A 21,081-nucleotide genomic window follows, 5' to 3' on the forward strand; every position below is an offset into this window, starting at 1 on the left:
GTTGTCTGGCCTGTGCGCGCCCAGGCCGGTCCCGCCTTCCGGGCCGTGGGCGCACATGAGCTTGTTGCCCATTCCCCCGCCCATGTCCGATACGCAATCCCCGTCTTCCTCCGCGCCGCAGGACCGCCCCGATCCCCTGGCGGACCTCAACCCCGCCCAGCGCGCGGCGGTGGAATTCGGCGTGGCCCCGGCCGGGGCCGGTCAGGGCGGCGGCGAGGACGGCCCGCTGCTGGTGATCGCCGGCGCTGGTTCGGGCAAGACCAATACGCTGGCCCACCGCGTGGCCCATCTGATCCTGAACGGCGCCGATCCCCAGCGCATGCTGTTGCTGACCTTCTCGCGCCGCGCCGCCCTGGAAATGGAGCGCCGCGTGGGCGCGGTGCTGCACCGGGTGATGCGCCTGAACGCGGCGCAGCAGCCGCCGGCCCTGCCCTGGGCGGGCACCTTCCATGCCATCGGCGCGCGCCTGCTGCGCGATTGCGCGCAGCGCATCGGCCTGTCCGAGTCCTTCACCATCCTGGATCGGGGCGACGCCGAGGACCTGATGGGCATGGTGCGGCACGAGCTGGGCCAGTCCTCGGCCAAGTCGCGCTTTCCGCTCAAGGGCACCTGCCTGGCCATCTATTCGCGCGTGATCAACAGCCAGGCGCCGGTGGAGGACGTGCTCAAGACCGCCTTCCCCTGGTGCGCGCAATGGGAGACCGAGCTCAAGGCCTTGTTCCGCGCCTATGTCGCGGCCAAGCAGGACCAGCAGGCGCTGGACTACGACGACCTGCTGCTGTACTGGGCCGAGATGATGGGCGATCCCGGCATCGCGGCCGATGTGGGGGCGCGCTTCGACCATGTGCTGGTCGACGAGTACCAGGACACCAATCGCCTGCAATCCGCCATCCTGCTGGCCATGAAGCCGGACGGGCGCGGCCTGACCGTGGTGGGCGACGACGCGCAGTCGATCTATTCCTTCCGCGCGGCCACCGTGCGCAACATCCTGGACTTTCCCACGCAATTTCCGCGGCCCGCGCGCGTGGTCACGCTGGACCGCAACTACCGTTCCACCCAGCCCATCCTGAACGCGTCCAACGCCGTGATCGGATTGGCGGCGGAACGCTATGCCAAGGATCTCTGGACCGACCGGCAATCCTCGCAGCTGCCCGAAATGGTCAACGTCAGCGACGAGGCCGGGCAGGCGCGCTGGGTCGCCGACCAGGTGCTGGCGCAGCGCGAGGCGGGCGCCACGCTCAAGTCGCAGGCGGCGCTGTTCCGTTCGGCCAGCCATAGCGCGGCGCTGGAACTGGAGCTGACGCGGCGCAATATCCCGTTCGTGAAATTCGGCGGACTGCGCTTCCTGGAGGCCGCCCACATCAAGGATCTGCTGTCCCTGCTGCGCTGGGCCGAGAATCCGCGCGGCCGCATGGCGGGCTTCCGGGTGGCGCAGTTGCTGCCGGGCGTCGGTCCGGCCACGGCCGGCAAGCTGATGGATGCGATGTCGGCCTCGGCCGAGCCGCTGGCGGCCCTGCGCGCGTTCAAGCCGGGCGCGGCGGCGCAGCAGGACTGGGGCGCCTTCGCCGACACCTATGCCGCGCTGCGCGATCCCGCGCTGAAATGGCCCGCTGATGTGGACCTGGCCTTGCGCTGGTACGCGGGCCAGCTCGAACGGCTGTACGACGATGCGCGCGTGCGCCGCGCCGACCTGGAACAGCTGGCCCGCATCGCGGCCGGCTATCCGTCGCGCGAACGCTTCCTGACCGAGCTGACGCTCGATCCGCCCGACGCCACCAGCGACGAGTCGGGCGCGCCGCTGCGCGACGAGGACTACATGATCCTGTCCACCATCCATTCCGCCAAGGGACAGGAGTGGAAGGCCGTGTATGTGCTGAACGTGGTGGACGGCTGTATTCCGTCGGACATGAGCACCGGCACGGCCGAGGAAATCGAGGAAGAGCGGCGCCTGCTGTACGTGGCCATGACCCGCGCGCGCGAACGCCTGCAGCTGGTCGTGCCGCAGCGCTTCTACGTGCACCAGCAGACCGGCATGGGCGACCGGCATGTGTATGCGTCGCGCACGCGCTTCATCACCAACGCCATGCTGCCGCTGTTCGATCACCTGCCCAAGGCGCCGCCGCTGCCCGAGGGGAACGGCGCGGGCCCGTCGCCGCAGGCGCCGAGCATCGACGTGGCGCGTCGGGTGCGCGGCCTGTTTTCTTAGTGCGCTTTCAGCCCAGTTGGGTTAAGAATAGTCCTACGAGACTTGGCGCTTTTAAAGAGTCAAGCCTCGTCGGCCGTTAACGGGAGTGCCAGCCCAGGCGCTCGCCGCCGCACGGTTGCGCGGATTCCCGCCCACATGGCGGGGGCTTTGTTCAAACTCTTGATCCGTCCATCATGAAGCTCAAACATATTGCTCTCGTCGCAAGCCTGGCCATGTCCTTGGCCAGCACGGCCCATGCCGCTCCCGTCGTCAAGAAGATCACGCTCACCGCCCAGATCGGAGATTCCATCTTCGTTTCCCGGCCGGATGGCTCCGGCTGGTACGACCATGAGGAACTGGACGCCACCGACCGCACGCAGCGCGCATTCTCCAAGACCTTGCCCATCCGCGTATGGACGAAGGGCGCCGAATTCAATATCTCGCTGGCCCGGCCCCTGCAGATGCGCGGCGGCAGCTATGAAATGCGCGAGCCCAGGGTCGTGCTGTCGCAGCCGGGCGGCGAGGACGAGGTTCGCGTCGGCGCGCCGCTGAAGGTGCGGCAGAGCACCCCAGGCGACGGCGGCTACGACCAGATCCACAGGCTGACGGTGAGCGCGCGGGCGCCGGCGCAGACGCCCGATGGCCCGAGCATCAACGGCATCTATCGCGGCGATCTGGTGGTGCTGTTCGAGCCTTCCGCCGCCACGCCTTGAGGGGATGGCCGGCGCGTCCTGCGCGCCGGCCGGCGTGGCTCAGGCCAGCTCGGGGCGCGCGAAGCGCCGGTTGGCCAGCACCGGCAGCGCCTGGCGCGCCTGGGCCAGGCGCCGTGGATCCAGCTCGGCGTACAGCAGCGCGTCCTGTTCGGCCGCGCGGGCGATCACCACGCCCAGCGGATCCACCACCATGCTCGCGCCGATATTGCGCGGACCGCATTCGCCCACCGCCACCACGTAGCAGGTGTTGTCCAGCGCGCGGGCGGTGGACAACACTTCCCAGTGATGTTCCTTCAGCGGTCCCTTGACCCAGGCGGCGGGCACCAGCAGCGCGTCGGCGCCGTCCACCGCCAGGCGGCGCGCCAGTTCGGGAAAGCGCAGGTCGTAGCAGGTCATCATGCCGAACCGCAGCCCGTCCACCTCGAGCAGCGGCGGCACTTCATCGCCGGGCACGACGTTGACCGATTCCTGCATGGAGAACGCGTCATACAGATGCAGCTTGCGGTATTGCGCGACGATGCGGCCGCCGCGCAGCGCGACCTGGATGTTCCAGACCTTGCCCTGGTCGGCGGGCACATGCACGGTCATGACCAGCGTCAGCGCGCGGTCGCGGGTGGCCTCCAGCATGCGCGTCATGAAGGGGCCGTCCAGCGGCTGGGCGGCGCGGCGCACCAGGTCGGGATCGGCGATGTCGCGCGCCAGGATGCCTTCGGGCAGCGCCAGCAGGCGCGCGCCGCCGGCGTCGGCGCGGTCGATCAGGTCCAGGCAGATCGCGGCGTTGTCGTGCCAGTCGGGGCGCACGGCGAATTGGCCCAGGGCGATTTTCATGGTGAGTCTCCTCGTATGTTCAAGAACGTCAGCCGTGGGCGAACAGTTCCGCCGGCGACATGCTGCGCTCGGTGAGACGCTGCGCGCGCAGTTCGGCCAGGAAGTCCGTCACCATGGGCTGGTTGGCTTGCAGGCCGTTGCGGTCCCAGCCCTCGGGCAGGTCGCGCGAGGTCTGGATCAGTTCGTCCAGGATCCAGGGCGTGGTGTCCGCGTATTTGCGGCGTTTGTGCAGCCACATCGCGGCGGACGCGTCCAGCGCGGCGCTCAGGGACTGGCCGACCCAGGGGTGGGCGCGCAGGATGTCCGGCTTGATGCCCAGCAGGTGCATGCCAGGCACGTAGCCCACGTCGCGGAAGTACGCCACTTCGTCGCGGCGGCATTGCGGCAGCAGCTGGCGCAGGTCCGAGTCCGCGTCGAAGAAGCCGTCGGGCATGAAGGGCGTGAACACGGCTTCCAGTTCGCCCGAGCGCAGCAGGTCCACCAGCGGGCGCTCGCCGGCCACGGCCTCGATGCGTCCCGGCTGGCCGTAGCCGGACAGCCGGTCGGCGACCGGGTGCGCGGCGGTCAGGCGGCCGACCCGCCATTGCGCGTCATCGATGCCGATGCCCACGCGGCGCAGCAGGGCGCGCGTCCAGGTATTGCCCGAGTCCTGCCAGCCCGTCATGCCGATGCGGGCGCCGGCCAGCTGTTCCAGGCTGGTGATGCCGCTGTCGCGATGCGTGATGATGCAGCGATGGCGGAAGCCGCGCATCAGGAAGTGGGGCACGGCGGCGATATCGTCGCGGCCGCGCAGGCGGCCCAGGCAATAGCGGCTCATGGACATCTCGCCGGCGTCGTAGCGCGGATCGGCGGCCAGGTCCTCGGGCAGGGCGGGCACCCGGTCGATGCGCAGGTCCAGGCCTTCGGCGACCACGTCGCCCAGGGCGAGCGGCACGATGTAGTCCCAGTCGCGCACGGCGAGTCGGATTTGGAGTGTCATGGGGATGGCCTTGGCGGCCCGGCGGACCGCGGTGGGAGGGGAAGGGCGATGAGGGGCCTGGCACCGCTGCTGCGGCGCAGGGGGAGGCGGGCGCGGAACCCGCCCGGGCGGCGAACCTTAGTCCAGCCTGATGCCGCGGGACTTGACCACGCCGCGCCAGAAATCCTGCATCTGCTTCTGCATGGCGAGCATGTCGTCGCCATAGAGATCCAGGATGTCGTTGCCGCCGGCGAGGATGAACTCGCGCACCGCCGGCGTATGCAGCGCCTGCTTGAGCGCGCCGCGCAGCCGCGCCAGCGCCTCGGGCGGCGTGCCGGCCGGCGCGTACAGCCCGGTCCAGCCGTACAGCGTCAGCGAGGGATAGCCCAGTTCCTTCAGCGTGGGCACGTCCGGCGCGTCCGTGACGCGGGCGTCGCTGCTGGCGGCGATGGCCACGGTCTTGCCCGACTTCACGTGCGGCAGGGCCGAGGACGGGGTATCGAACAGCAGGTCGATGGTGCCGCCCATCAGGTCGGCCTGCGCGGCGGCGGGGCCCTTGTAGGGCACGTGCGTCAGCTCGATGCCGGCCAATTGGCTGAGCAGTTCGCCCAGCAGGTGCGGATTGGTGCCGGGTCCCGCGCTGCCGTAGGTGATCTTGCCGGGATGCGCCTTGGCCTTGGCGATGAGGTCCGGCAGGTCGCGGATGCCCGAGGCCTGGCTGGCGACCAGCAGGAACGGCGAGCGCGAGATCACGCCGATGGGCGCGAAATCCTTGTTCTCGTCATAGGGCAGCTTGCGCGTGAGCACGATGGGCAGCATGACTATGGCGCTGGAAGCGCCGGCCAGCAGCGTGTAGCCGTCCGGCGCGGCCTTGGCGACCGCGTCCACGCCGATGGCGCCGCCCGCGCCCGAGCGGTTCTCGACCACGAAGCTCTGGCCCAGCTGGTCGCCCATGGCCTTGCTGACCGCCCGCGCCAGCACGTCCGACGAGGCGCCGGGCAGCGTATGCACGATGACCTTGACGGGCTTGTTCGGGTAGGCGTCCTGCGCCTGCGCGGCGGGCGCGGACAGCAGGCTCAGCGACAGGATTGCGCCAGCGGCGCGGCCGAAGAAGGCGTTCATGGTTTTCCCCTGATTTGTCATTTGATGGCGCTGGGGCGGGCCACAGCGTTGCCGCATTGTCGGCAGGGGCGTTTATGTGCGTCAATCGTGAAATTAGGCATAATGATTGCATATCATGCAAGTATTGACGGGGCGACTATGCAGCTCATGGGCATGGAGGCGCTGCGCGCCTTTGTCGAAGGCGGTTCGATCGCGGAGGCCTCGCTGCGCCTGCGCCGCAGTCCTTCCCAGGTCAGCCGCCTGCTGGCCGCGCTGGAGGACGATGTCGGGTACGCCCTGCTGGTCAAGGAGGGGCGGCGGCTGACGCTGACCGAACCGGGCCGCCAGCTGTACGAGCGCATCGGCGAGATGCTGCGCGCCAACGATGCGCTCGCGGACTACCTGCGCCACGCGCGCCGCAAGAGCCGCACCCACGTCAACGTGCTGGTGGCGCAGCACCTGATCGACGGCCTGCTGGTGGATGCCATCGCCGGCGCCACGCGCGAAGAGCCGGATTTCGGCGCCAGCGTCAATGCCCGCATGCCGCCCAATGTGGACGCCTGGATCAGCCAGCAGCATTTCGATATCGCGCTGGCCCAGCTGCCCGTCGAGCATCCGCTGCTGGTCACCGAAACGCTGGCAGAGACGCATGCCGTGGCGGTGTTCGGGCCGGACGATCCGCGCGCCGACCTGCCGGGGCCCATCACGCCGCGCGCGCTGGGGCAGGGCAGGTTCATCGGCATGCCCGCCGGCGGTTCGCTGTTCCACCGCTATCTCAGGGCCTTTGGCGAAGCCGGCTATCAGCCCGAGGCGCAGTTCGAGGTGACGTTCGGCTTCTTCGCCTGCCAGCTTGCCGCTTCCGGCTGCGGCGCGGCCCTGAGCGATCCGCTGGCCGCCCTGACGCAGCTGCATCGCGGCGCGCGGCTGCGGCGTTTCGAGCCGGCGGTGCCGCTCCAGTACGGCCTGATCTATCCCAAGTCGCGTCCGCCCTCGGCCGCGGCCCGCCTGCTGATCCGCCATCTGCGGCGGGTCGTGGGCGAGAAACTGGCGCAGGCTGAAGCCCTGCTGAACGCCGCGGAGCCTGGACGCGCTGCGCTATCATCGGCCCACCGTCGCCGCGTGGGGCGCCGGGCAGCAGCGCAAGAGGACACTGGCTCATGACCACAGAACCGCAACCCGACGCCAACGGCAACCGCGAGGTCGTTGCGTCGATCTCCTATGTCAACGGCCGGCGCGACCGCGAGGTGCCCATCGACCAGGTCGGCGAATACGTGCGTCCGGATCACGGCATGCTCTGGATCGGCCTGCGCAATCCCAGCCCCGAGCTGCTGGGCAAGGTGGTGAGCGAGCTGGGCGCCTGCGACAAGAACCAGGAAGAGATGCTGGAGCCGCACCGGCGGCCCAAGATCATCGACTACGGCAACATGGTGCTGATCGTGGCCATCACCGTCGAGGTCGAGGCCGAGCGGCCCATCTTCGGCGAGACCCAGTTCCTGATCGGCGACGGTTTTCTCGTCACCGTCCGGCGTGGCGCCACCGCCGGCCACAGCCCGCTGCGCGAGCGGCTGGAAGCCTCGCCGGACCTGCTCAAGCGCGGCAGCGACTATGTCGCGTCCGAGCTGCTGGACTGGCTGGTGGACCGCTATGTGGCGGCGGCCGCCAAGATCGAGAGCGTGGTCGAGGGCGCCGAGCAGAAGCTGCTGATCCGAGGCGCCAAGGATTCCGACATCCGCAGGCTGTACCGCCAGCGCCGCGACCTGTTGCGCATCCATACCGTGGTGTCGCCGCTGGCCGAGATCTGCCGCCGCCTGGCGCGGGTCGAGATGACGGCGGTCGATGAACACGCGCGGCCCTATTTCGGCGAGGTGGCCGACCGCGTGCTGCGCGTCGACGAACTGTTCAATTCCTTGCGCGAGGCGCTGGCCTTCGCGTTCGAAGCCAGCCTGATGATCGGCCAGGCGGCGCAGAACGACACCACGCGCAAGCTGGCGTCCTGGGCGGCCATCCTGGCCGTGCCCACGGCCATCGCCGGCATCTACGGCATGAACTTCGAGTTCATGCCCGAACTGAAATCGCCGTGGGGCTATCCGGTGACGCTGGGCGTCATCGTCACGATCTGCTCCGTACTCTACTGGCGCTTCCGCAAGTCGGGCTGGCTGTAGCCGCAGCGCCGGCCGGCCGCGCTTCGCCATCCTGTTCCGGCCCGGAGACGGACCGGGCCTGTGGCACACTGCCAGCCATTCATTTTCCTGGAGCGCGGCGATCTTGCGCGGCAAATCCCCCTTCGGCGGCAGCAGGCTGACCGCCCTGATCGTGGCCCTGATCCTCGCGGCGGCCGGCGCGCTGGTCAACTGGATGCAGCCGTCGAAGCCGGACAAGGACGCCGGCCGCCCGCCGGCGGCGGGCAAGCCCCAGGGCGGCGCATCCGGCGCGCCGCTGGCCGGCGGCATTCCCAAAGGCATCTATACGATCACCGGCACCGTCGTCAACGTCGCGGACGGCGACACGGTGACGCTGCGGGCGCCGGACGGCCAGCGCCGCATCCGCATGGACAGCATCGACGCGCCCGAGGAAGGCCATGGCGCGGACCAGCCCGGCCAGCCCGATGCCGAGGCCTCGCGCAAGCACCTGGCGGAGCTGGTGGCCGGCAAGACCCTGACCGCGCAATGCTATGAAAAGGACCAGTACGGTCGCGAGGTCTGCGCGCTGATCCTGGAGGATGGCCGTTCGGCCAACCGGCTGCAGGTCGAGGCGGGCTACGCCTGGGCCTATACCGCGCGCCAGGGCGACTACCTGCGCGACCAGGCCATGCCCGACCTGCAGCGCCAGGCCAAGGCCGCCGGCCGTGGCCTGTGGGCGCGGCCGGGCGCGGTGCAGCCCTGGAAGTGGCGCTACGACTGCTGGCGCCAGCGCCAGTGCGGTTGAGCCCGGCGGCGCACTAGGGGCATGCCGGGGTTCTGGTCGCGCCCAGGCTTTGCTATCCTCTGTCGCAACCATTGTTCTGGGAAGGTCTTATGCGCGTCATGAAGCAGCTGCGGGCAGCGGCGACCGCGTTGCTGCTGCTGGCGGCGACGGGCTGCTCCAACGACGGCAGCCCCGTCAACAGCCCCTATGAGTCCGGCGCCGAAAGCCGGAACACGCTGTATTCCGCCTTCGTCAAGCGCTCTCCCAAGTACCTGGACCCGGCCAGCTCTTATTCCAACGACGAGACGCCTTATACCTACAACGTCTATGAAACGCTCTACGGCTACCACTACCTGAAGCGGCCCTACGAGCTGGTGCCTCGCGCGGCCGCGAGCATCGACCCGCCCGTCTACCTGGACAAGCAGGGCAACACGCTGCCGGCCGACGCGCCGGGCGAACAGATCGCGCAGAGCGTGTATGACATCAAGTTGCGCCCCGGCATGCGCTACGCGCCGCATCCGGCCTTCGCCAAGAAGTCAGACGGGTCTTATGCCTATTTCCCCATGGCGGCCGCCGACTTGCAGGACAAGTACGCCATCCCGGATTTTCCGCTGACCGGCACGCGCGATCTCACCGCCGACGACTACGTCTATGCCATGCGCCGCCTGGCCAGCCCGCGCGTGGTGTCGCCCATCTATTCGCTGATGGCCGAGTATGTGCACGGCCTGAAGGACTACGGCGACCGGCTGCGCCAGCGCGACCAGGCGCTGCGGCGCGACGCGCCGGGCGGAGCGGGGGCCTCGCCCTGGCTGGACCTGCGCGAGGCCGATGGCTTCGACGGCGTGCAGGCGCTGGATCCGCTGACGCTGCGCATCCGCGTCAACGGCAAGTATCCCCAGTTCAAGTACTGGCTGGCGATGACCTTCACGGCGCCGATCCCGTGGGAGGCCGACCGCTACTACAGCCAGCCCGGCATGGCCGAGCAGGACCTGTCGTTCAATACCTGGCCGGTGGGCACCGGCCCCTACATGCTGGTGGAGTCCTTGCAGAACCGCCGCCACGTGCTGGCGCGCAACCCGAACTTCCACGGCGAGCCCTATCCCTGCGAAGGCGAGCCGGGCGACCAGGCCGCGGGCCTGCTGGCCGACTGCGGCAAGCCCACGCCCTTCATCGACCGCGCCGTGTTCAACGTCGAGAAGGAAGCCATTCCGCTGACCGGCAAGTTCCTGCAGGGCTATTACGATGTGCCGCAGATCGAGCGCGGCGAGTATGGCGTGGCCATGCTGGTGGCCGCCGGCGACAGCCAGGACAAGGCTCGCAAGTACCGGGAGCATGGCATCAAGCTGCCCACCACGGTCGAGACCGCGAACTGGTACATGGGCTTCAACTGGCTGGATCCGGTGGTGGGCAAGGGCGACACGCCCGAGCAGGCCGACCGGAACCGCAAGCTGCGCCAGGCCATCAGCATCGCCTTCGACTGGGAAGAATACGTGGCGGTGTTCGAGAACAGCCAGGCCTCGGTGGCCTACGGCCCGGTGCCGCCGGGCGTGCTGGGCTACCGCGAGCCGCCCGAGGGCGTGAATCCAGTGGTCTACGATCTGGTCGACGGCAAACCGGTGCGCAAGCCCATCGACGTGGCGCGCAAGCTGCTGGCCGAGGCCGGCTATCCCGACGGCCGCAATGCCCGGACCGGCGCGCCGCTGGTGCTCTACTACGACTCCATGACCGGCGGCGGATCCAACCCGCAGTTCGACTGGATGCGGCGCCAGCTGGCCAAGATCGGCGTGCAGCTGGACGTGCGCGCCACCGACTACAACCGCTTCCAGGACAAGATGCGGCGCGGCGCGGCCCAGATCTTCTTCTGGGGCTGGAATGCCGATTATCCGGACGCCGAGAACTTCCTGTTCCTGCTCTACGGCCCCAACGCCAAGGCCAAGACCGGCGGCGAGAACGCGGCCAACTACGACAGCCCCGAATTCGACAAGCTGTTCGATCAGATGAAGCTGCTGGACGACGGCCCCGAGAAGGAGCGCCTGATCGCCCGCATGGTCGCCATCGTGCAGCGCGACGCGCCCTGGATGTTCGGCTATTTCCCCATGTCGGGCGGCGCCTATCAGCAGTGGGTCGGCAACGCCAAGCCCACCCAGATGGTGCGCAATATCCTGCAGTACATGAAGATCGATCCGGAACTGCGCCACCGCAAGATCGATGAATGGAATTCCCCCATCTGGTGGCCGCTGGGCGTGTTCGCGCTGCTGCTGGCGCTGGCGGTCTGGCCGTCCTACCTGGCCCTGAAGCGGCGCGAGCGGCAGACGGCGTTCGCCCAGTCCGCGCGCAAGGAGCATCAACCATGATCGGCTACGTGATCCGCCGGCTGCTGTACGGCGTGCTGATCCTGATCGGCGTGAACCTGTTCACCTTCATCCTGTTCTTCGCCGTCAACACGCCCGATGACATGGCGCGGCTGGCCATCGGCGGGCAGCGCATCAGCCAGGACGCGGTGGAGAAATGGAAGGTCGAGCGCGGCTACGACAAGCCGCTGTTCTACAACGCTGGCGCCGAGGGCGCGGGGCGGCTGACCGACACGGTGTTCTACCAGCGCTCGGTGCCGCTGCTGGCCATGGAATTCGGCGCCTCGGATGGGGGGCGCGACATCGGCCGCGAGATCCGCACGCGCATGGGGCCCAGCCTGGCGCTGGCCGTGCCCACCTTCCTGCTGGGGCTGTTCGTCAGCATCGCGTTCTCGCTCATGCTGGTCTATTTCCGCGCCACGCGGCTGGACTTCTGGGGCGTGGTGCTGTGCGTGATCCTGCTGTCGATCTCCAGCCTGTTCTACATCATCGCGGGCCAGTGGCTGTTCGCCAAGACCTTGCGGCTGGTGCCGTTCTCGGGCTTTTCCGGCGGGCTGGACATGGCCAAGTTCCTGGCGCTGCCGGTGCTGGTGGCGATCGTCTCGCGGCTGGGGCCCGAGGCGCGCTTCTACCGCACGCTGTTCCTGGAGGAAATCGGCAAGGACTACGTGCGCACCGCCAGGGCCAAGGGCCTGGCCGAGCGCGCCGTGCTGTTCCGCCACGTGCTGCGCAACGCCATGCTGCCCATCCTGACCAGCACCGTGGCGGCGCTGCCGCTGCTGTTCATGGGCAGCCTGATCGCCGAATCCTTCTTCGGCATTCCCGGCCTGGGCAGCTACACCATCGACGCCATCAACGCGCAGGACTTCTCCATCGTGCGCGCCATGGTCTTCCTGGGCGCCTCGCTCTACATCGTGGGCCTGATCCTGGCCGATATTTCCTACACGCTGGCCGACCCCCGCGTGCGTTTCGAGTAGCCGCCATGCCCAAGATCGTCTTGCTCTGGACCGATATCGCGCTGTGGCTGATGGCGCTGGGGGCGCTGGCCTATGCCTGGCGCGTGCGCCGCAGCCCGGCGCTGCGCGCCACCTGGGGGCGCGTTGCGCGCGACACGCCGGCCATGTGCTCGGCCGTGATCCTGGCGGCCTTTGTCATCGTCGGGCTGCTCGATTCCGTGCACTACCGGCCGCTGCTGCCGCCGGCGCCGGATGCGCCGGCCGGCGCCGCGCCCGCCTATGCGCCCGTCGTCCGCTCGGCGCTGGACGGGCTGCTGGACGGCAGCGTGTTGACGAGGCCCGAGAAAACCTACTCCACGCCGCTGGCGGTGCGCCAGTTCACCAAGGAAACCATGCTGGTGGACGACAAGCCGGTACGCGATTTCCCGCTGCTGCGCGGCGCGGGCAAGCACCTGGCCGACCCGGACCGCGACCGTCCCGCCGACGTGCTCAAGCGCCTCGGCCTGGGGCTGGCCGGCGGCCTGGCGGCCGGCCTGGCCGGCGCCGTCCTGCTGATCGCCTGCCTGGCGCGTCGGCGCGGCGGCGTCGCGGCGGCGGCCGCCGAAGTCCTGGGCGGCCGCGGCGAACTGCCCTGGCGCGCCATGAGCCTGACCTTCGTCCTGCTGTGCATGGCGGCGGGCGCGCTGATCGGGCTGTCCACCGGCTATCACGCGCTGGGCACGGACCGCATCGGCAACGACGTGCTTTGGCAGGCCTTGAAGAGCATCCGCACGGCGCTGGTGATCGGCAGCCTGACCACGCTGGCCATGCTGCCGCCGGCCATCGTGTTCGGCATCTCGGCCGGTTATTTCAAGGGCAAGGTCGACGATGCCATCCAGTACCTGTACACCACCATCACCTCGATCCCGGGCGTGCTGCTGGTGGCGGCCTGCGCGCTGATGATGCAGGTCTATATCGACAACCACGCCGAGCTGTACGACACCTCGGCCGCGCGCGCCGATCTGCGCCTGTTCCTGCTGTGCATGATCCTGGGCCTGACCGGCTGGTCCGGCCTGTGCCGCCTGCTGCGCGCCGAGACGCTCAAGCTGCGCGAGCTGGAATACGTGCAGGCGGCGCGGGCCTTCGGCGTGTCGCACTGGCGCATCATGACGCGGCACCTGCTGCCCAACGTGGCGCACCTGGTGCTGATCACCGTGGTGCTGGAGTTCTCGGGGCTGGTGCTGTACGAGGCCGTGCTGTCCTATCTGGGCATCGGCGTGGACCCGAGCATGAATTCCTTCGGCTCGATGATCGACGGCGCCCGCCTGGAGATGTCGCGCGATCCCATGATCTGGTGGAACCTGATGACCGCCTTCGTCTTCATGCTGGCCCTGGTGCTGGCGGCCAACCTGTTCGCCGACGCGGTGCGTGATGCCTTCGACCCGCGCACGCGCCGCTACAAGCCCAGCCGCGTGGCCGGCGTGGCGCGCTTCCTGCGTCCGCGCCGCGAGCAATCCCAGGCTGGCCAGGGAGACGCGCGATGAACGCCGGCTCTCCCATGCTCGAAGTACGCGACCTGGAAATTGACATCGCCGGCGAACGCGGCATCACCCAGGCCGTCAAGCGCCTGGGGCTGGCCGTGGCGCGGCGCGAGACCTTCGCGCTGGTCGGCGAGTCCGGCTGCGGCAAGAGCATGACCGCGCTGGCGCTGCTGCGGCTGCTGCCCGATGCCGGCCGCATCGTGGGCGGACAGATCGACCTGGACGGCGAGGACCTGAACCGCCTGCCGGAAAGCGCGATGCGCGGCGTGCGGGGCGGGCGCATCGGCATGATCTTCCAGGAGCCCTCGACCAGCCTGAACCCGGTCATGCGCGTGGGCGACCAGATCATCGAGACGCTGACCACGCACACCTCGCTGCGCGGCGACGCGGCGCGCCTGCGCGCCATCGACTGGTTGCGGCGGGTCGGCATTCCCGAGCCCGAGCGGCGCATCGACGACTATCCCTTCCAGTTTTCGGGCGGGCAGAAACAGCGCGTCATGATCGCCATCGCGCTGGCCGCCGAGCCGTTGCTGCTGATCGCCGACGAGCCGACCACGGCGCTGGATGTCACCGTCCAGGCGCAGGTGCTGGACCTGCTGGCCGACATCCAGCGCGAGCTGGGCATGGCCGTGCTGCTGATCACGCACGATCTGGCGGTGGTGAAGAACGTGGCGCACCATGTCGCGCTGATGCGCGGCGGCGAGATCGTCGAAAGCGCCTGCGCCGAGGAATTCTTCCGCGCGCCGCGCCATCCCTATGCGCGCCAGCTGTTCGACGCCATCCCGACCTTCGACAAGCGCGGCGCGCCGCTGACCGAGCAAGGCCGGCAGGCGCGCCAGGGATCGCGGCGCGGCGAGCGCGGCGCCGGGGCCGTGGTGCTGGACGTGCAGGACCTGCAGGTCCACTACCCGGTGCGCAAGGGGCCGCTGCGCCGCATCGTGTCCTGGGTCAAGGCGGCCGACGGCGTGTCCTTCACGCTGCGCGCCGGCGAGACGCTGGCCCTGCTGGGCGAGTCCGGCTGCGGCAAGACCACCACCGGCAAGGCGCTGCTGCGCCTGATCGACGGCGCGCACGTGTCGGGACGCGCCATGCTGCTGGGGCACGACCTGCTGGCGGCCGACCGGCGCAGCCTGCAGCGGTTGAGGCAGGACATCCAGATCGTGTTCCAGGATCCCTTCGCCTCGCTCGACCCGCGCATGCGGATCGGCGACATCCTGGACGAAGGTCTGGAATCCCTGCGGCGCGGCATGAGCCCGCAGGAGCGCGCCGCGCGCGCGGCCAGGCTGGTCGAGCGCGTGGGTTTGCCGGCGGACACGCTCAGCCGCTATCCGCACGAGTTTTCCGGCGGCCAGCGCCAGCGCATCGCCATCGCCCGCGCGCTGGCGGTCGAGCCCAAGGTGCTGATCTGCGACGAACCCACGTCCGCGCTGGACGTGTCGGTGCAGGCGCAGATCCTGGACCTGCTGAACGAATTGCAGGAAGAGCTGGGCATCGCCTATCTGTTCATCACGCACAACTTCGGCGTGGTGGAATACCTGGCCGATCGCATCGCCGTGATGGACGGCGGGCGCATCGTCGAGCTGGACCAGGCCGATGCCGTGCTGCACGCCCCGCGCCAGGAAGTGACGCGCAAGCTGTTGGCGGCGGTGCCGCGCCTGCAATTCGGCGCTGCGCCCGAAGGCGGGTCCCGCTGATGCGATGAAGCGCGCGGGGCGCATCCCGCGCGCCCAAGCAAATGCGCGTCCCGATCCTTGCGGAAGGGGACGCGCGCCGGGCCTCGCCGCTCGCCGAGGCGGGCCGGTTCAAAGGTCGTCGTGATGATGCGCGCTGCGGGTTTCCAGCCACACCAGGGTGTCGTGCCTCAGGGCGCGCACGCACTGCGCCAGGAAGGCATGCACCGTTTCCAGCTCCGACGCGTCATAGCGGCGCGCCAGCGTGACGACTTGCTCCGTGATCCACTGCCGTTCCTGGGCCAGCATCTGGCAGGTTTCCTCGATCGGCCGGATCACGATCATCCGGCGGTCCAGGGGATGGCGACCGCGTTGCACATAGCCAGCCCCTTCCAGGCGATTGATCAGGGCCGTCGCGCCGCCGGAGCTGATGCCCATCAGCTGGGCCAGTTGTCCGGTTGGCAGCGCGTCGAACTCCATGACCAGCTCCAGCGCCTTCAGATCCGCCAGGGGAATCTCCAGCTTTTCCGCCAGGGCCGCCTGGCAGGCCGCGTTGTACACGGCGAACTGGCGGCCCAGCATCAGGGCGATATCCTCGAGCATTCCGGGGCGCAGCGTGGCGGTGCGGGACTCAGGCATCACGGTCACATGCTCGTGGTGAACGATGGTTTCTTGTTGCAGCATGATTTCGCTCCCTCACGAATCAGGTTGTCGTCATTACTTCTTGGCCGTCAGGCCGCCCGTCAGGCCGCCGAGCAATCCGCCCAGCAACCCGCCGTTGGCCGCGCCGCCGGACGAGCCGGTGGTGCCGCCGGTCGCGCCGCCCAGCAAGCCGCCAAGCAGCCCGCCGTTCGCGCCTGCCGAGGCACCGGCGCTGGCGCCGCCCGCGCTGGCTCCCGCATTGACAGCCACGCCGCCGAGCAGGCCGCCCAACAGTCCGCCGTTGGCCGCGCCGCCCGAGGCGCCGCCCGCCGCCCCGCCCGAGGCGCCGGCCGTGACGCCGCCGGTCAGTCCGCCCAGCAATCCGCCCAGCAGGCCGCCCACGCTGCTGACGGTGGCGCCCAGCCCTTGCAGCACGCCGCCCAGGCCCGCGGTGTTGCCGACCTGACCGCCCAGTCCGGCGACGGTGCTGCCCACGTTGTTGAGCAGGCCGGCGACCGGCGCGCCCAGCTTGGTGGTGGCGCCGACCTGCTGGGTCAGGTTGGTGACCGTGCCGGCCAGCGGGCCGACCGTCGGGTCAAGCGCCGCGCCCACGCCGCCCAGCGTCGGGCGCAGGCCCAGCGGCAGGAGGTTGTCCACGGCCTTGCCGGTATTGGCCAGGGCAGGTTCCAGCACGGGCTTGTAGGGGCCGCTGAGCACGCCGCCGGTCACGCCGCCGACCAGCTTGTTCACCGGGTTGAGCAGGCCGCCCTGGCCGCCCAGGCCCGCGGTCAGCGCGCCCACGGCATTGGTGGCGTTGCCGAGCACGGTCTTGAGCGGATCCGGATTGTTCGGAGAGGCATTGAGCAGGCCGCCCGCGCTGGCCACGGTCTTGCCCAGGCCGTCGACCAGTCCGCCGACGCCGGCGCCCAGTCCGCCCGGCAGACCGGTGCCCTTCACGGTGGTGCCCAGATTGCTGACCAGGCCGCCGGTTTGTTGCAGCACACCGTTCACGGGCTGGCCCAGGCCGGTCGTCGCGCCGACTTTCTGCGTCAGGCTGACCACCTGGTCGGTCACGGGCTTGATGGTGGGGTCGAGCGCCTTGCCGATGCCGCCCAGCGTCGTGCCCAGGTTCAGGGGCAGGACGTTGTCCACGGCCTTGCCGGTATTGCCCAGGGAGGTTTGCAGCGCGCCCGGCGTGGTGGTCGGCGTGGTGGGGCCGCCAGGATCGGGGTTGCCCGGGTTTCCGGGATTGCCGGGGTTGCCAGGGTTGCCCGGCAGGCCGCCGCCCGGGTTGGTCGGGATGTTCGTGCCCGGCAGGCCGGCGGATTTGCTTCCACCGCCGCCACCGCCGCCGCAGGCGGAGAGGGCGCTCATGATGGCGGCCGCCATGACGGTGGCGGTCAGAATGCGTTGCACACGTTGCGTATCGGTCTTGATGTACATGGCGAGCTCCTGGTTTGGAAGGGTCAGACGGCGATACCGCCCGATACCTTTCCTCATGCATAAACCGTGCCAAGTTTTTTCAGGAGCCGATTTTGAACGTCATTCTTGGAGTTAAGGGTTAATAAATATCCATTTTTTTCAATGGCTTGCGTATCGTTCCAAGGGTTTGCACCAATATTGAGAAACCCGCAAATCTGGGATCGCAAAGAGCCTGCGAATGTTACGAATGCGGCGGATTCGGGGGTTACGTTACGTCGGGCGTTACGTAACGTGATGTTGGGAACGGGCAAAAAAAAGCGCCTGTCGCAACAGGCGCGGGGATATCGCGATTTATCGGCGCCCCGGTTTATTCGGGACAGGGAGCATGCCGTTCAGAACGCGTCGTAATAAAGAGAGTAATTCGCGTTGAAGCGCAGGTCGCGGTTGTCGCCGTTGGAAGTGCGCGAGGCCACGGGCTTGGCGACGTTGAAATCGAATAAATAGTACTTGTCGTCGGTAAACCGCAGGCCGAGCGCCACCGAGGACAGATGGCGCTGGTTCAACTGCTGGAGCGACGCGTTGTTGTACCAGGTGCGGGCATAGTCCACCAGCGCGTAGGGCTGCACATTGCTCAGATACCGCCAGCCGGTGTTGAAACGCCGATTGATTTCCAGCGATGCGCCCACGCCCTTGTCGCCGCTCTGTTCTCCTTGCGGGTAGCCCATGGCGTAGCGCCAGCTGCCGAACGAGACCTGTTCGGACGAGGGCAGGATATTGCTGGAGTATTGGCCGGCCGCGGACAGCACCAGGCCAAACTGCGCCGGCAGCACAAACGTTTGTTTTGCGTTCAGGTTGAAGCGCTTGAAATCCAGGTCCAGGACCGGCACCGAGGAAAACCCGTAATTGGTCGAGATTTCCTTTTTCGCGCCGGCGGCGTCAAAACCCTTGGCCACGCCCAGCGTCACGTCGGTGGCCATGCTCTCCGACAGCTGGATATATCTGAGTTCGGCATTGACGGCGCGCACGCGCGCGTCCTGTTGCAGCCAGCGATCGCTGTTGTTGGCTTCGTAGCGGTCTTTGGAATTGGCCGCGTATACCCCCAGCGTGCCGGTCAGCGAGCGGGTGTTGTTGAGCAGGAAGGGGTAGCTCAGGCCGATGCCGATGCGATCGTTGCGCACGTGCCGCTGGAATCCCAGATATTCGATCGAATCGTCCTTCGGGCGCGCGTCATAGTGATAGCCGTCCACCTTCACGGCCAGCCCGTCCGAGCCGATCGGCACGCGTACCTCGCCCATTATGTATTTGACGTCGCCGGACTGGAACGGCAGGGCAGCCGTCAGTTTCACCTGTTCGCCCAGGGGCGTCAGGCTGTTGGTGGCGACGTTGACCAGCGGCTGCATGCCCTTGCCCAGGTCGGCCACGCCACCGGTCAGGCTCACCGGCTGCCGGCTGGCCTCCAGCACCAGCTCGGTGGCGCCGTCCGCGCGCCGGGGCAGGTCCAGGCTGGGCGTGAAGGTCACGCCGGGCACGGTGCGCATCAGGTTCAGCACGCGCTCCAGCGTGGCCTGCCTGAGCGGCTTTTCCTCTTTCAGCCGCTGCGCCAGCGATTCGAGGCGGTCCTTGGCATTGCCGAGGTCGCCGTTGATGCGAACGCTGCCGATATGGCCTTCCACCACCGTCACGACTACCAGCCCGTTGGCGAAATCCTGGTTCTGCACCAGGGCGAACGACAGCGGATAGCCGCGGTCGCGATAGAGCTGGGTGATCTTGTCCACGTGCTGCACCAGCTCGCCCAGGCTGATTTCCTTGCCGGACAGGGGGCTCAGCAGCGCCGACACCTCTTCGAAGGGCATGGCGTGCACGCCGGACACGTCGAAATGACGCGGCACGATGCGCTGGGCCAGCCGGGCCTGCAGCGCCAGTTGCTCCGGCGTGGGCGCCTGCACCACGGGAGGCGGCTGGTTGGCCGACGCGGGCCTTTCCATCGGCGGCAGCGAATCCACCGGATTGCCGCGCAGCGGGCCGTCGGCGTGGGCGGTTCCTGCGGCCAGCGCGCAGGCCAGCAGTACGTACGAGGGGCTTGCGGGGAGCGTGCGTCTCATGCCTGTCGTGTCTCTGATGTGCCGCGGCATTGCCGCCGGAACGGTAATGGCGATATTTACCAAATATCAGTTATTAATGGGGACGTAATATTTACTGCGATAAATGGAGGATTGATGTCAGGCGGTATCTTGCCAGCGCCCAAAGGTAATGACAATTTATTTCATTGTGGCCGGATGGCCACTTGCCGTAACTGCCCAGGATGCTGGCTAACGGCACGCTGAAATCAAGTGAAACCGTTGCCTGGCCTGGAGTTCTCAAGGGTTTCCAATATGATTGGTCTGAATATTGGGGGTAGGCGTTACATGTCTGTTGTTGTCACGCTGTGAATGCTGGTATAAACCCTGATGTGTATTAATTGTTAATAGATAAGACTATATACACGTTTCTAAACACTTTCGATTTTCGGGTTAACCGGAGTCCGCAAGATGTGCCAGGATGACCGCAAGACGAGTCGCGGCGAACGTTCGGCAAGACAGGCGGCAGGCCAGGGGCTGCTGCCTCGGGGGCGCGCATGAATCCGGGTGACGTCGTTCCGCTTTCCTTCAATGGTGGCCTGGTCGCGCTGTCGTTCCTGACGGCGGTGCTGGGCTCCTATGTGGCGCTGCTTGCCGCGGTCGGCATCCGCACGGAAACGCAGGACGGCGATATCCGCCTGGGCTATATCCTCATCGGCGCGGTGGCGATGGGCGGCGTCGGTATCTGGAGCATGCACTTCATTGGCATGCAGGCGCAGGACCTGCCCTTCCTGGTTGGTTATCAGGTGGGTTTGACCGTGCTCAGTTTCCTGGTCGCGGCGGGGTTCTCCGGGTGGGCTTTCTGGTATGTGGGACGTGACCGTTTCACGATCGGACGCTGCCTGGTCGGCGGCCTGGCGGCGGGCCTGGGCGTCGCCGCCATGCATTATGTCGGCATCAGCGCCATGCGCATGCCGGCAGTATTCCTGTGGAATCTTCCGCTCGTTGTTTTATCGGTTTTGATAGCCGTAATCGCCGCGTCGGCCGCATTATGGCTGGCTTTCAATACGCAAAATGAGCTCCAGCGCGCCGGAGCGGCCGTTTTGATGGCCGTGGCCGTGTGCGGCATGCATTACACCGGCGCCGCGGCGGGCACGGTGGTGTGCACCGCGCCGCGCGACGGAGCCGGCATGCAGATCGGCGGCGTGCTGCTTCCCTATATTGCCTTCGGGCTGTCGGCCGTGGTGCTGGTGCTCATGCGCTGGCATCTGCAACGGGCCTCCAGCCGTTTTCGCGCGCGCCTGGCGCAGCGCATCGACGCCATCATCGAATCGGCTCCCACCGTGGAGCCGGGCAGGACTCCCGGTCCCACGGTGGGACCGGGTTAGGCGGGGTCTGGTGGCAGGCCGGCGCAGCCGGATTGCGGACGGTTCCAGGCCTTATAGAGAGCATGCTTCGCGCGCGCGGGCGGCTCAATTGATCAATCGAGACCTAGGGAGCTCGACATGAAAGCGAAACTTGCGCAGTTCTGGAACGATGAGGAAGGCATCACCGCCCTGGAATACGGGCTCATCGCGGGCCTGGTGGCAGTGGCCCTGGTCATAGGCGTGGGCGCGTTCACGGGCAGTCTGAAGGACATGTTCAACGCACTCAAGACCAAGCTGGATACCGCCAGGGGCACCTGATGGGTCGGCTGGCGGGCCGGCGGATGGCCCAGTGCCGGCCGCCGGTTCCAAGGGTCCGCCCGGCCAAGGGCGGAGCTGATGACAGAGCA

17 protein-coding genes are annotated in these 21,081 nt (G+C 68.0%); 11 read left to right on the forward strand and 6 right to left on the reverse strand.

The window, feature by feature from the left end; all coding sequences use genetic code 11:
• Positions 1–82: 82 nt before the first annotated feature.
• Together KDH83_RS14620 and KDH83_RS14625 are read left to right on the forward strand one after the other, a co-directional pair.
• Positions 83–2,206 (forward strand): ATP-dependent helicase, encoded by a 2,124-nt coding sequence (locus tag KDH83_RS14620; protein ID WP_212317057.1) that lies wholly within the window; start codon positions 83–85, stop codon positions 2,204–2,206.
• Positions 2,207–2,379: 173 nt separating this feature from the next.
• Entirely contained in the window at positions 2,380–2,898 is a 519-nt protein-coding gene (locus KDH83_RS14625) for a fimbrial assembly protein (RefSeq protein ID WP_212317006.1), read from the forward strand.
• A 39-nt stretch (positions 2,899–2,937) separates the two neighbouring features.
• Here the strand turns inward: KDH83_RS14625 and KDH83_RS14630 are convergent, their stop codons facing one another.
• The 3 genes from KDH83_RS14630 to KDH83_RS14640 all read right to left on the reverse strand — a co-directional run bounded on the left by KDH83_RS14630 (position 2,938) and on the right by KDH83_RS14640 (position 5,806).
• The gene (locus KDH83_RS14630) at positions 2,938–3,726 is read right to left on the reverse strand and encodes a deaminated glutathione amidase (protein ID WP_212317014.1); all 789 of its coding nucleotides are present in this window, start codon (positions 3,724–3,726) and stop codon (positions 2,938–2,940) included.
• A gap of 28 nt (positions 3,727–3,754) precedes the next feature.
• Complete coding sequence (locus tag KDH83_RS14635) at positions 3,755–4,705, reverse strand: nitrate ABC transporter substrate-binding protein (RefSeq protein WP_212317016.1); 951 nt, start codon at positions 4,703–4,705, stop codon at positions 3,755–3,757.
• A gap of 117 nt (positions 4,706–4,822) precedes the next feature.
• Positions 4,823–5,806 carry a tripartite tricarboxylate transporter substrate binding protein gene (locus tag KDH83_RS14640; protein ID WP_212317018.1) on the reverse strand — a complete coding sequence of 328 codons (984 nt, stop codon included), beginning with the start codon at positions 5,804–5,806 and terminating at the stop codon, positions 4,823–4,825.
• A 138-nt stretch (positions 5,807–5,944) separates the two neighbouring features.
• On the opposite strand from KDH83_RS14640, the gene KDH83_RS14645 reads away from it, so the two are divergent.
• The 7 genes from KDH83_RS14645 (at position 5,945) to KDH83_RS14675 (ending at position 15,210) form a co-directional block, all read left to right on the forward strand.
• Complete coding sequence (locus KDH83_RS14645; protein WP_212317020.1) at positions 5,945–6,946, forward strand: LysR family transcriptional regulator; 1,002 nt, start codon at positions 5,945–5,947, stop codon at positions 6,944–6,946.
• Complete coding sequence (locus KDH83_RS14650) at positions 6,943–7,947, forward strand: magnesium and cobalt transport protein CorA (protein WP_212317023.1); 1,005 nt, start codon at positions 6,943–6,945, stop codon at positions 7,945–7,947. Before KDH83_RS14645 ends, KDH83_RS14650 begins: the two co-directional genes overlap by 4 nt.
• 100 nt (positions 7,948–8,047) lie before the next feature.
• Positions 8,048–8,710, forward strand: a complete 663-nt coding sequence (locus KDH83_RS14655) for a thermonuclease family protein (protein WP_212317059.1) — start codon at positions 8,048–8,050, stop codon at positions 8,708–8,710.
• Positions 8,711–8,799: 89 nt separating this feature from the next.
• Positions 8,800–11,043: an ABC transporter substrate-binding protein gene (locus KDH83_RS14660; RefSeq protein WP_212317025.1), complete on the forward strand. Its 2,244-nt coding sequence runs from the start codon at positions 8,800–8,802 to the stop codon at positions 11,041–11,043.
• Positions 11,040–12,017: an ABC transporter permease gene (locus KDH83_RS14665; protein WP_212317027.1), complete on the forward strand. Its 978-nt coding sequence runs from the start codon at positions 11,040–11,042 to the stop codon at positions 12,015–12,017. Before KDH83_RS14660 ends, KDH83_RS14665 begins: the two co-directional genes overlap by 4 nt.
• Positions 12,018–12,022: 5 nt before the next feature.
• The gene (locus KDH83_RS14670) at positions 12,023–13,519 is read left to right on the forward strand and encodes an ABC transporter permease (protein ID WP_212317029.1); all 1,497 of its coding nucleotides are present in this window, start codon (positions 12,023–12,025) and stop codon (positions 13,517–13,519) included.
• The gene (locus KDH83_RS14675) at positions 13,516–15,210 is read left to right on the forward strand and encodes a dipeptide ABC transporter ATP-binding protein (protein WP_212317031.1); all 1,695 of its coding nucleotides are present in this window, start codon (positions 13,516–13,518) and stop codon (positions 15,208–15,210) included. Before KDH83_RS14670 ends, KDH83_RS14675 begins: the two co-directional genes overlap by 4 nt.
• Positions 15,211–15,318: 108 nt before the next feature.
• Here KDH83_RS14675 and KDH83_RS14680 read toward each other — a convergent pair whose 3' ends face one another.
• The 3 genes from KDH83_RS14680 to KDH83_RS14690 form a co-directional block, all read right to left on the reverse strand.
• Positions 15,319–15,870, reverse strand: a complete 552-nt coding sequence (locus tag KDH83_RS14680) for a MarR family transcriptional regulator (protein ID WP_212317033.1) — start codon at positions 15,868–15,870, stop codon at positions 15,319–15,321.
• Between the two features lie 33 nt (positions 15,871–15,903).
• A complete protein-coding gene (locus KDH83_RS14685) occupies positions 15,904–17,271 on the reverse strand; it encodes a collagen-like triple helix repeat-containing protein (RefSeq protein WP_212317035.1) in 1,368 nt (455 codons plus the stop codon).
• 371 nt (positions 17,272–17,642) lie between these two features.
• Entirely contained in the window at positions 17,643–19,235 is a 1,593-nt protein-coding gene (locus KDH83_RS14690) for a POTRA domain-containing protein (protein WP_249205117.1), read from the reverse strand.
• A gap of 629 nt (positions 19,236–19,864) precedes the next feature.
• Between KDH83_RS14690 and KDH83_RS14695 the strand changes: the two genes are divergently transcribed.
• Entirely contained in the window at positions 19,865–20,695 is an 831-nt protein-coding gene (locus KDH83_RS14695; protein WP_212317039.1) for an MHYT domain-containing protein, read from the forward strand.
• 117 nt (positions 20,696–20,812) lie between these two features.
• The gene (locus KDH83_RS14700; protein WP_212317041.1) at positions 20,813–20,992 is read left to right on the forward strand and encodes a Flp family type IVb pilin; all 180 of its coding nucleotides are present in this window, start codon (positions 20,813–20,815) and stop codon (positions 20,990–20,992) included.
• Positions 20,993–21,081 lie beyond the last annotated feature (89 nt).

It is taken from the genome of Achromobacter sp. Marseille-Q0513 (genome assembly GCF_018195695.1).
Lineage (GTDB): Bacteria > Pseudomonadota > Gammaproteobacteria > Burkholderiales > Burkholderiaceae_B > Achromobacter.

Coding starts and splice junctions, on each gene's coding strand:
- KDH83_RS14620 (WP_212317057.1), top strand. CDS start 83: ATGTCCGATACGCAATCCCCGTCTTCCTCCGCGCCGCAGGACCGCCCC.
- KDH83_RS14625 (WP_212317006.1), top strand. CDS start 2,380: ATGAAGCTCAAACATATTGCTCTCGTCGCAAGCCTGGCCATGTCCTTG.
- KDH83_RS14630 (WP_212317014.1), bottom strand. CDS start 3,726: ATGAAAATCGCCCTGGGCCAATTCGCCGTGCGCCCCGACTGGCACGAC.
- KDH83_RS14635 (WP_212317016.1), bottom strand. CDS start 4,705: ATGACACTCCAAATCCGACTCGCCGTGCGCGACTGGGACTACATCGTG.
- KDH83_RS14640 (WP_212317018.1), bottom strand. CDS start 5,806: ATGAACGCCTTCTTCGGCCGCGCCGCTGGCGCAATCCTGTCGCTGAGC.
- KDH83_RS14645 (WP_212317020.1), top strand. CDS start 5,945: ATGCAGCTCATGGGCATGGAGGCGCTGCGCGCCTTTGTCGAAGGCGGT.
- KDH83_RS14650 (WP_212317023.1), top strand. CDS start 6,943: ATGACCACAGAACCGCAACCCGACGCCAACGGCAACCGCGAGGTCGTT.
- KDH83_RS14660 (WP_212317025.1), top strand. CDS start 8,800: ATGCGCGTCATGAAGCAGCTGCGGGCAGCGGCGACCGCGTTGCTGCTG.
- KDH83_RS14665 (WP_212317027.1), top strand. CDS start 11,040: ATGATCGGCTACGTGATCCGCCGGCTGCTGTACGGCGTGCTGATCCTG.
- KDH83_RS14670 (WP_212317029.1), top strand. CDS start 12,023: ATGCCCAAGATCGTCTTGCTCTGGACCGATATCGCGCTGTGGCTGATG.
- KDH83_RS14675 (WP_212317031.1), top strand. CDS start 13,516: ATGAACGCCGGCTCTCCCATGCTCGAAGTACGCGACCTGGAAATTGAC.
- KDH83_RS14680 (WP_212317033.1), bottom strand. CDS start 15,870: ATGCTGCAACAAGAAACCATCGTTCACCACGAGCATGTGACCGTGATG.
- KDH83_RS14685 (WP_212317035.1), bottom strand. CDS start 17,271: ATGTACATCAAGACCGATACGCAACGTGTGCAACGCATTCTGACCGCC.
- KDH83_RS14690 (WP_249205117.1), bottom strand. CDS start 19,235: ATGGAAAGGCCCGCGTCGGCCAACCAGCCGCCTCCCGTGGTGCAGGCG.
- KDH83_RS14695 (WP_212317039.1), top strand. CDS start 19,865: ATGAATCCGGGTGACGTCGTTCCGCTTTCCTTCAATGGTGGCCTGGTC.
- KDH83_RS14700 (WP_212317041.1), top strand. CDS start 20,813: ATGAAAGCGAAACTTGCGCAGTTCTGGAACGATGAGGAAGGCATCACC.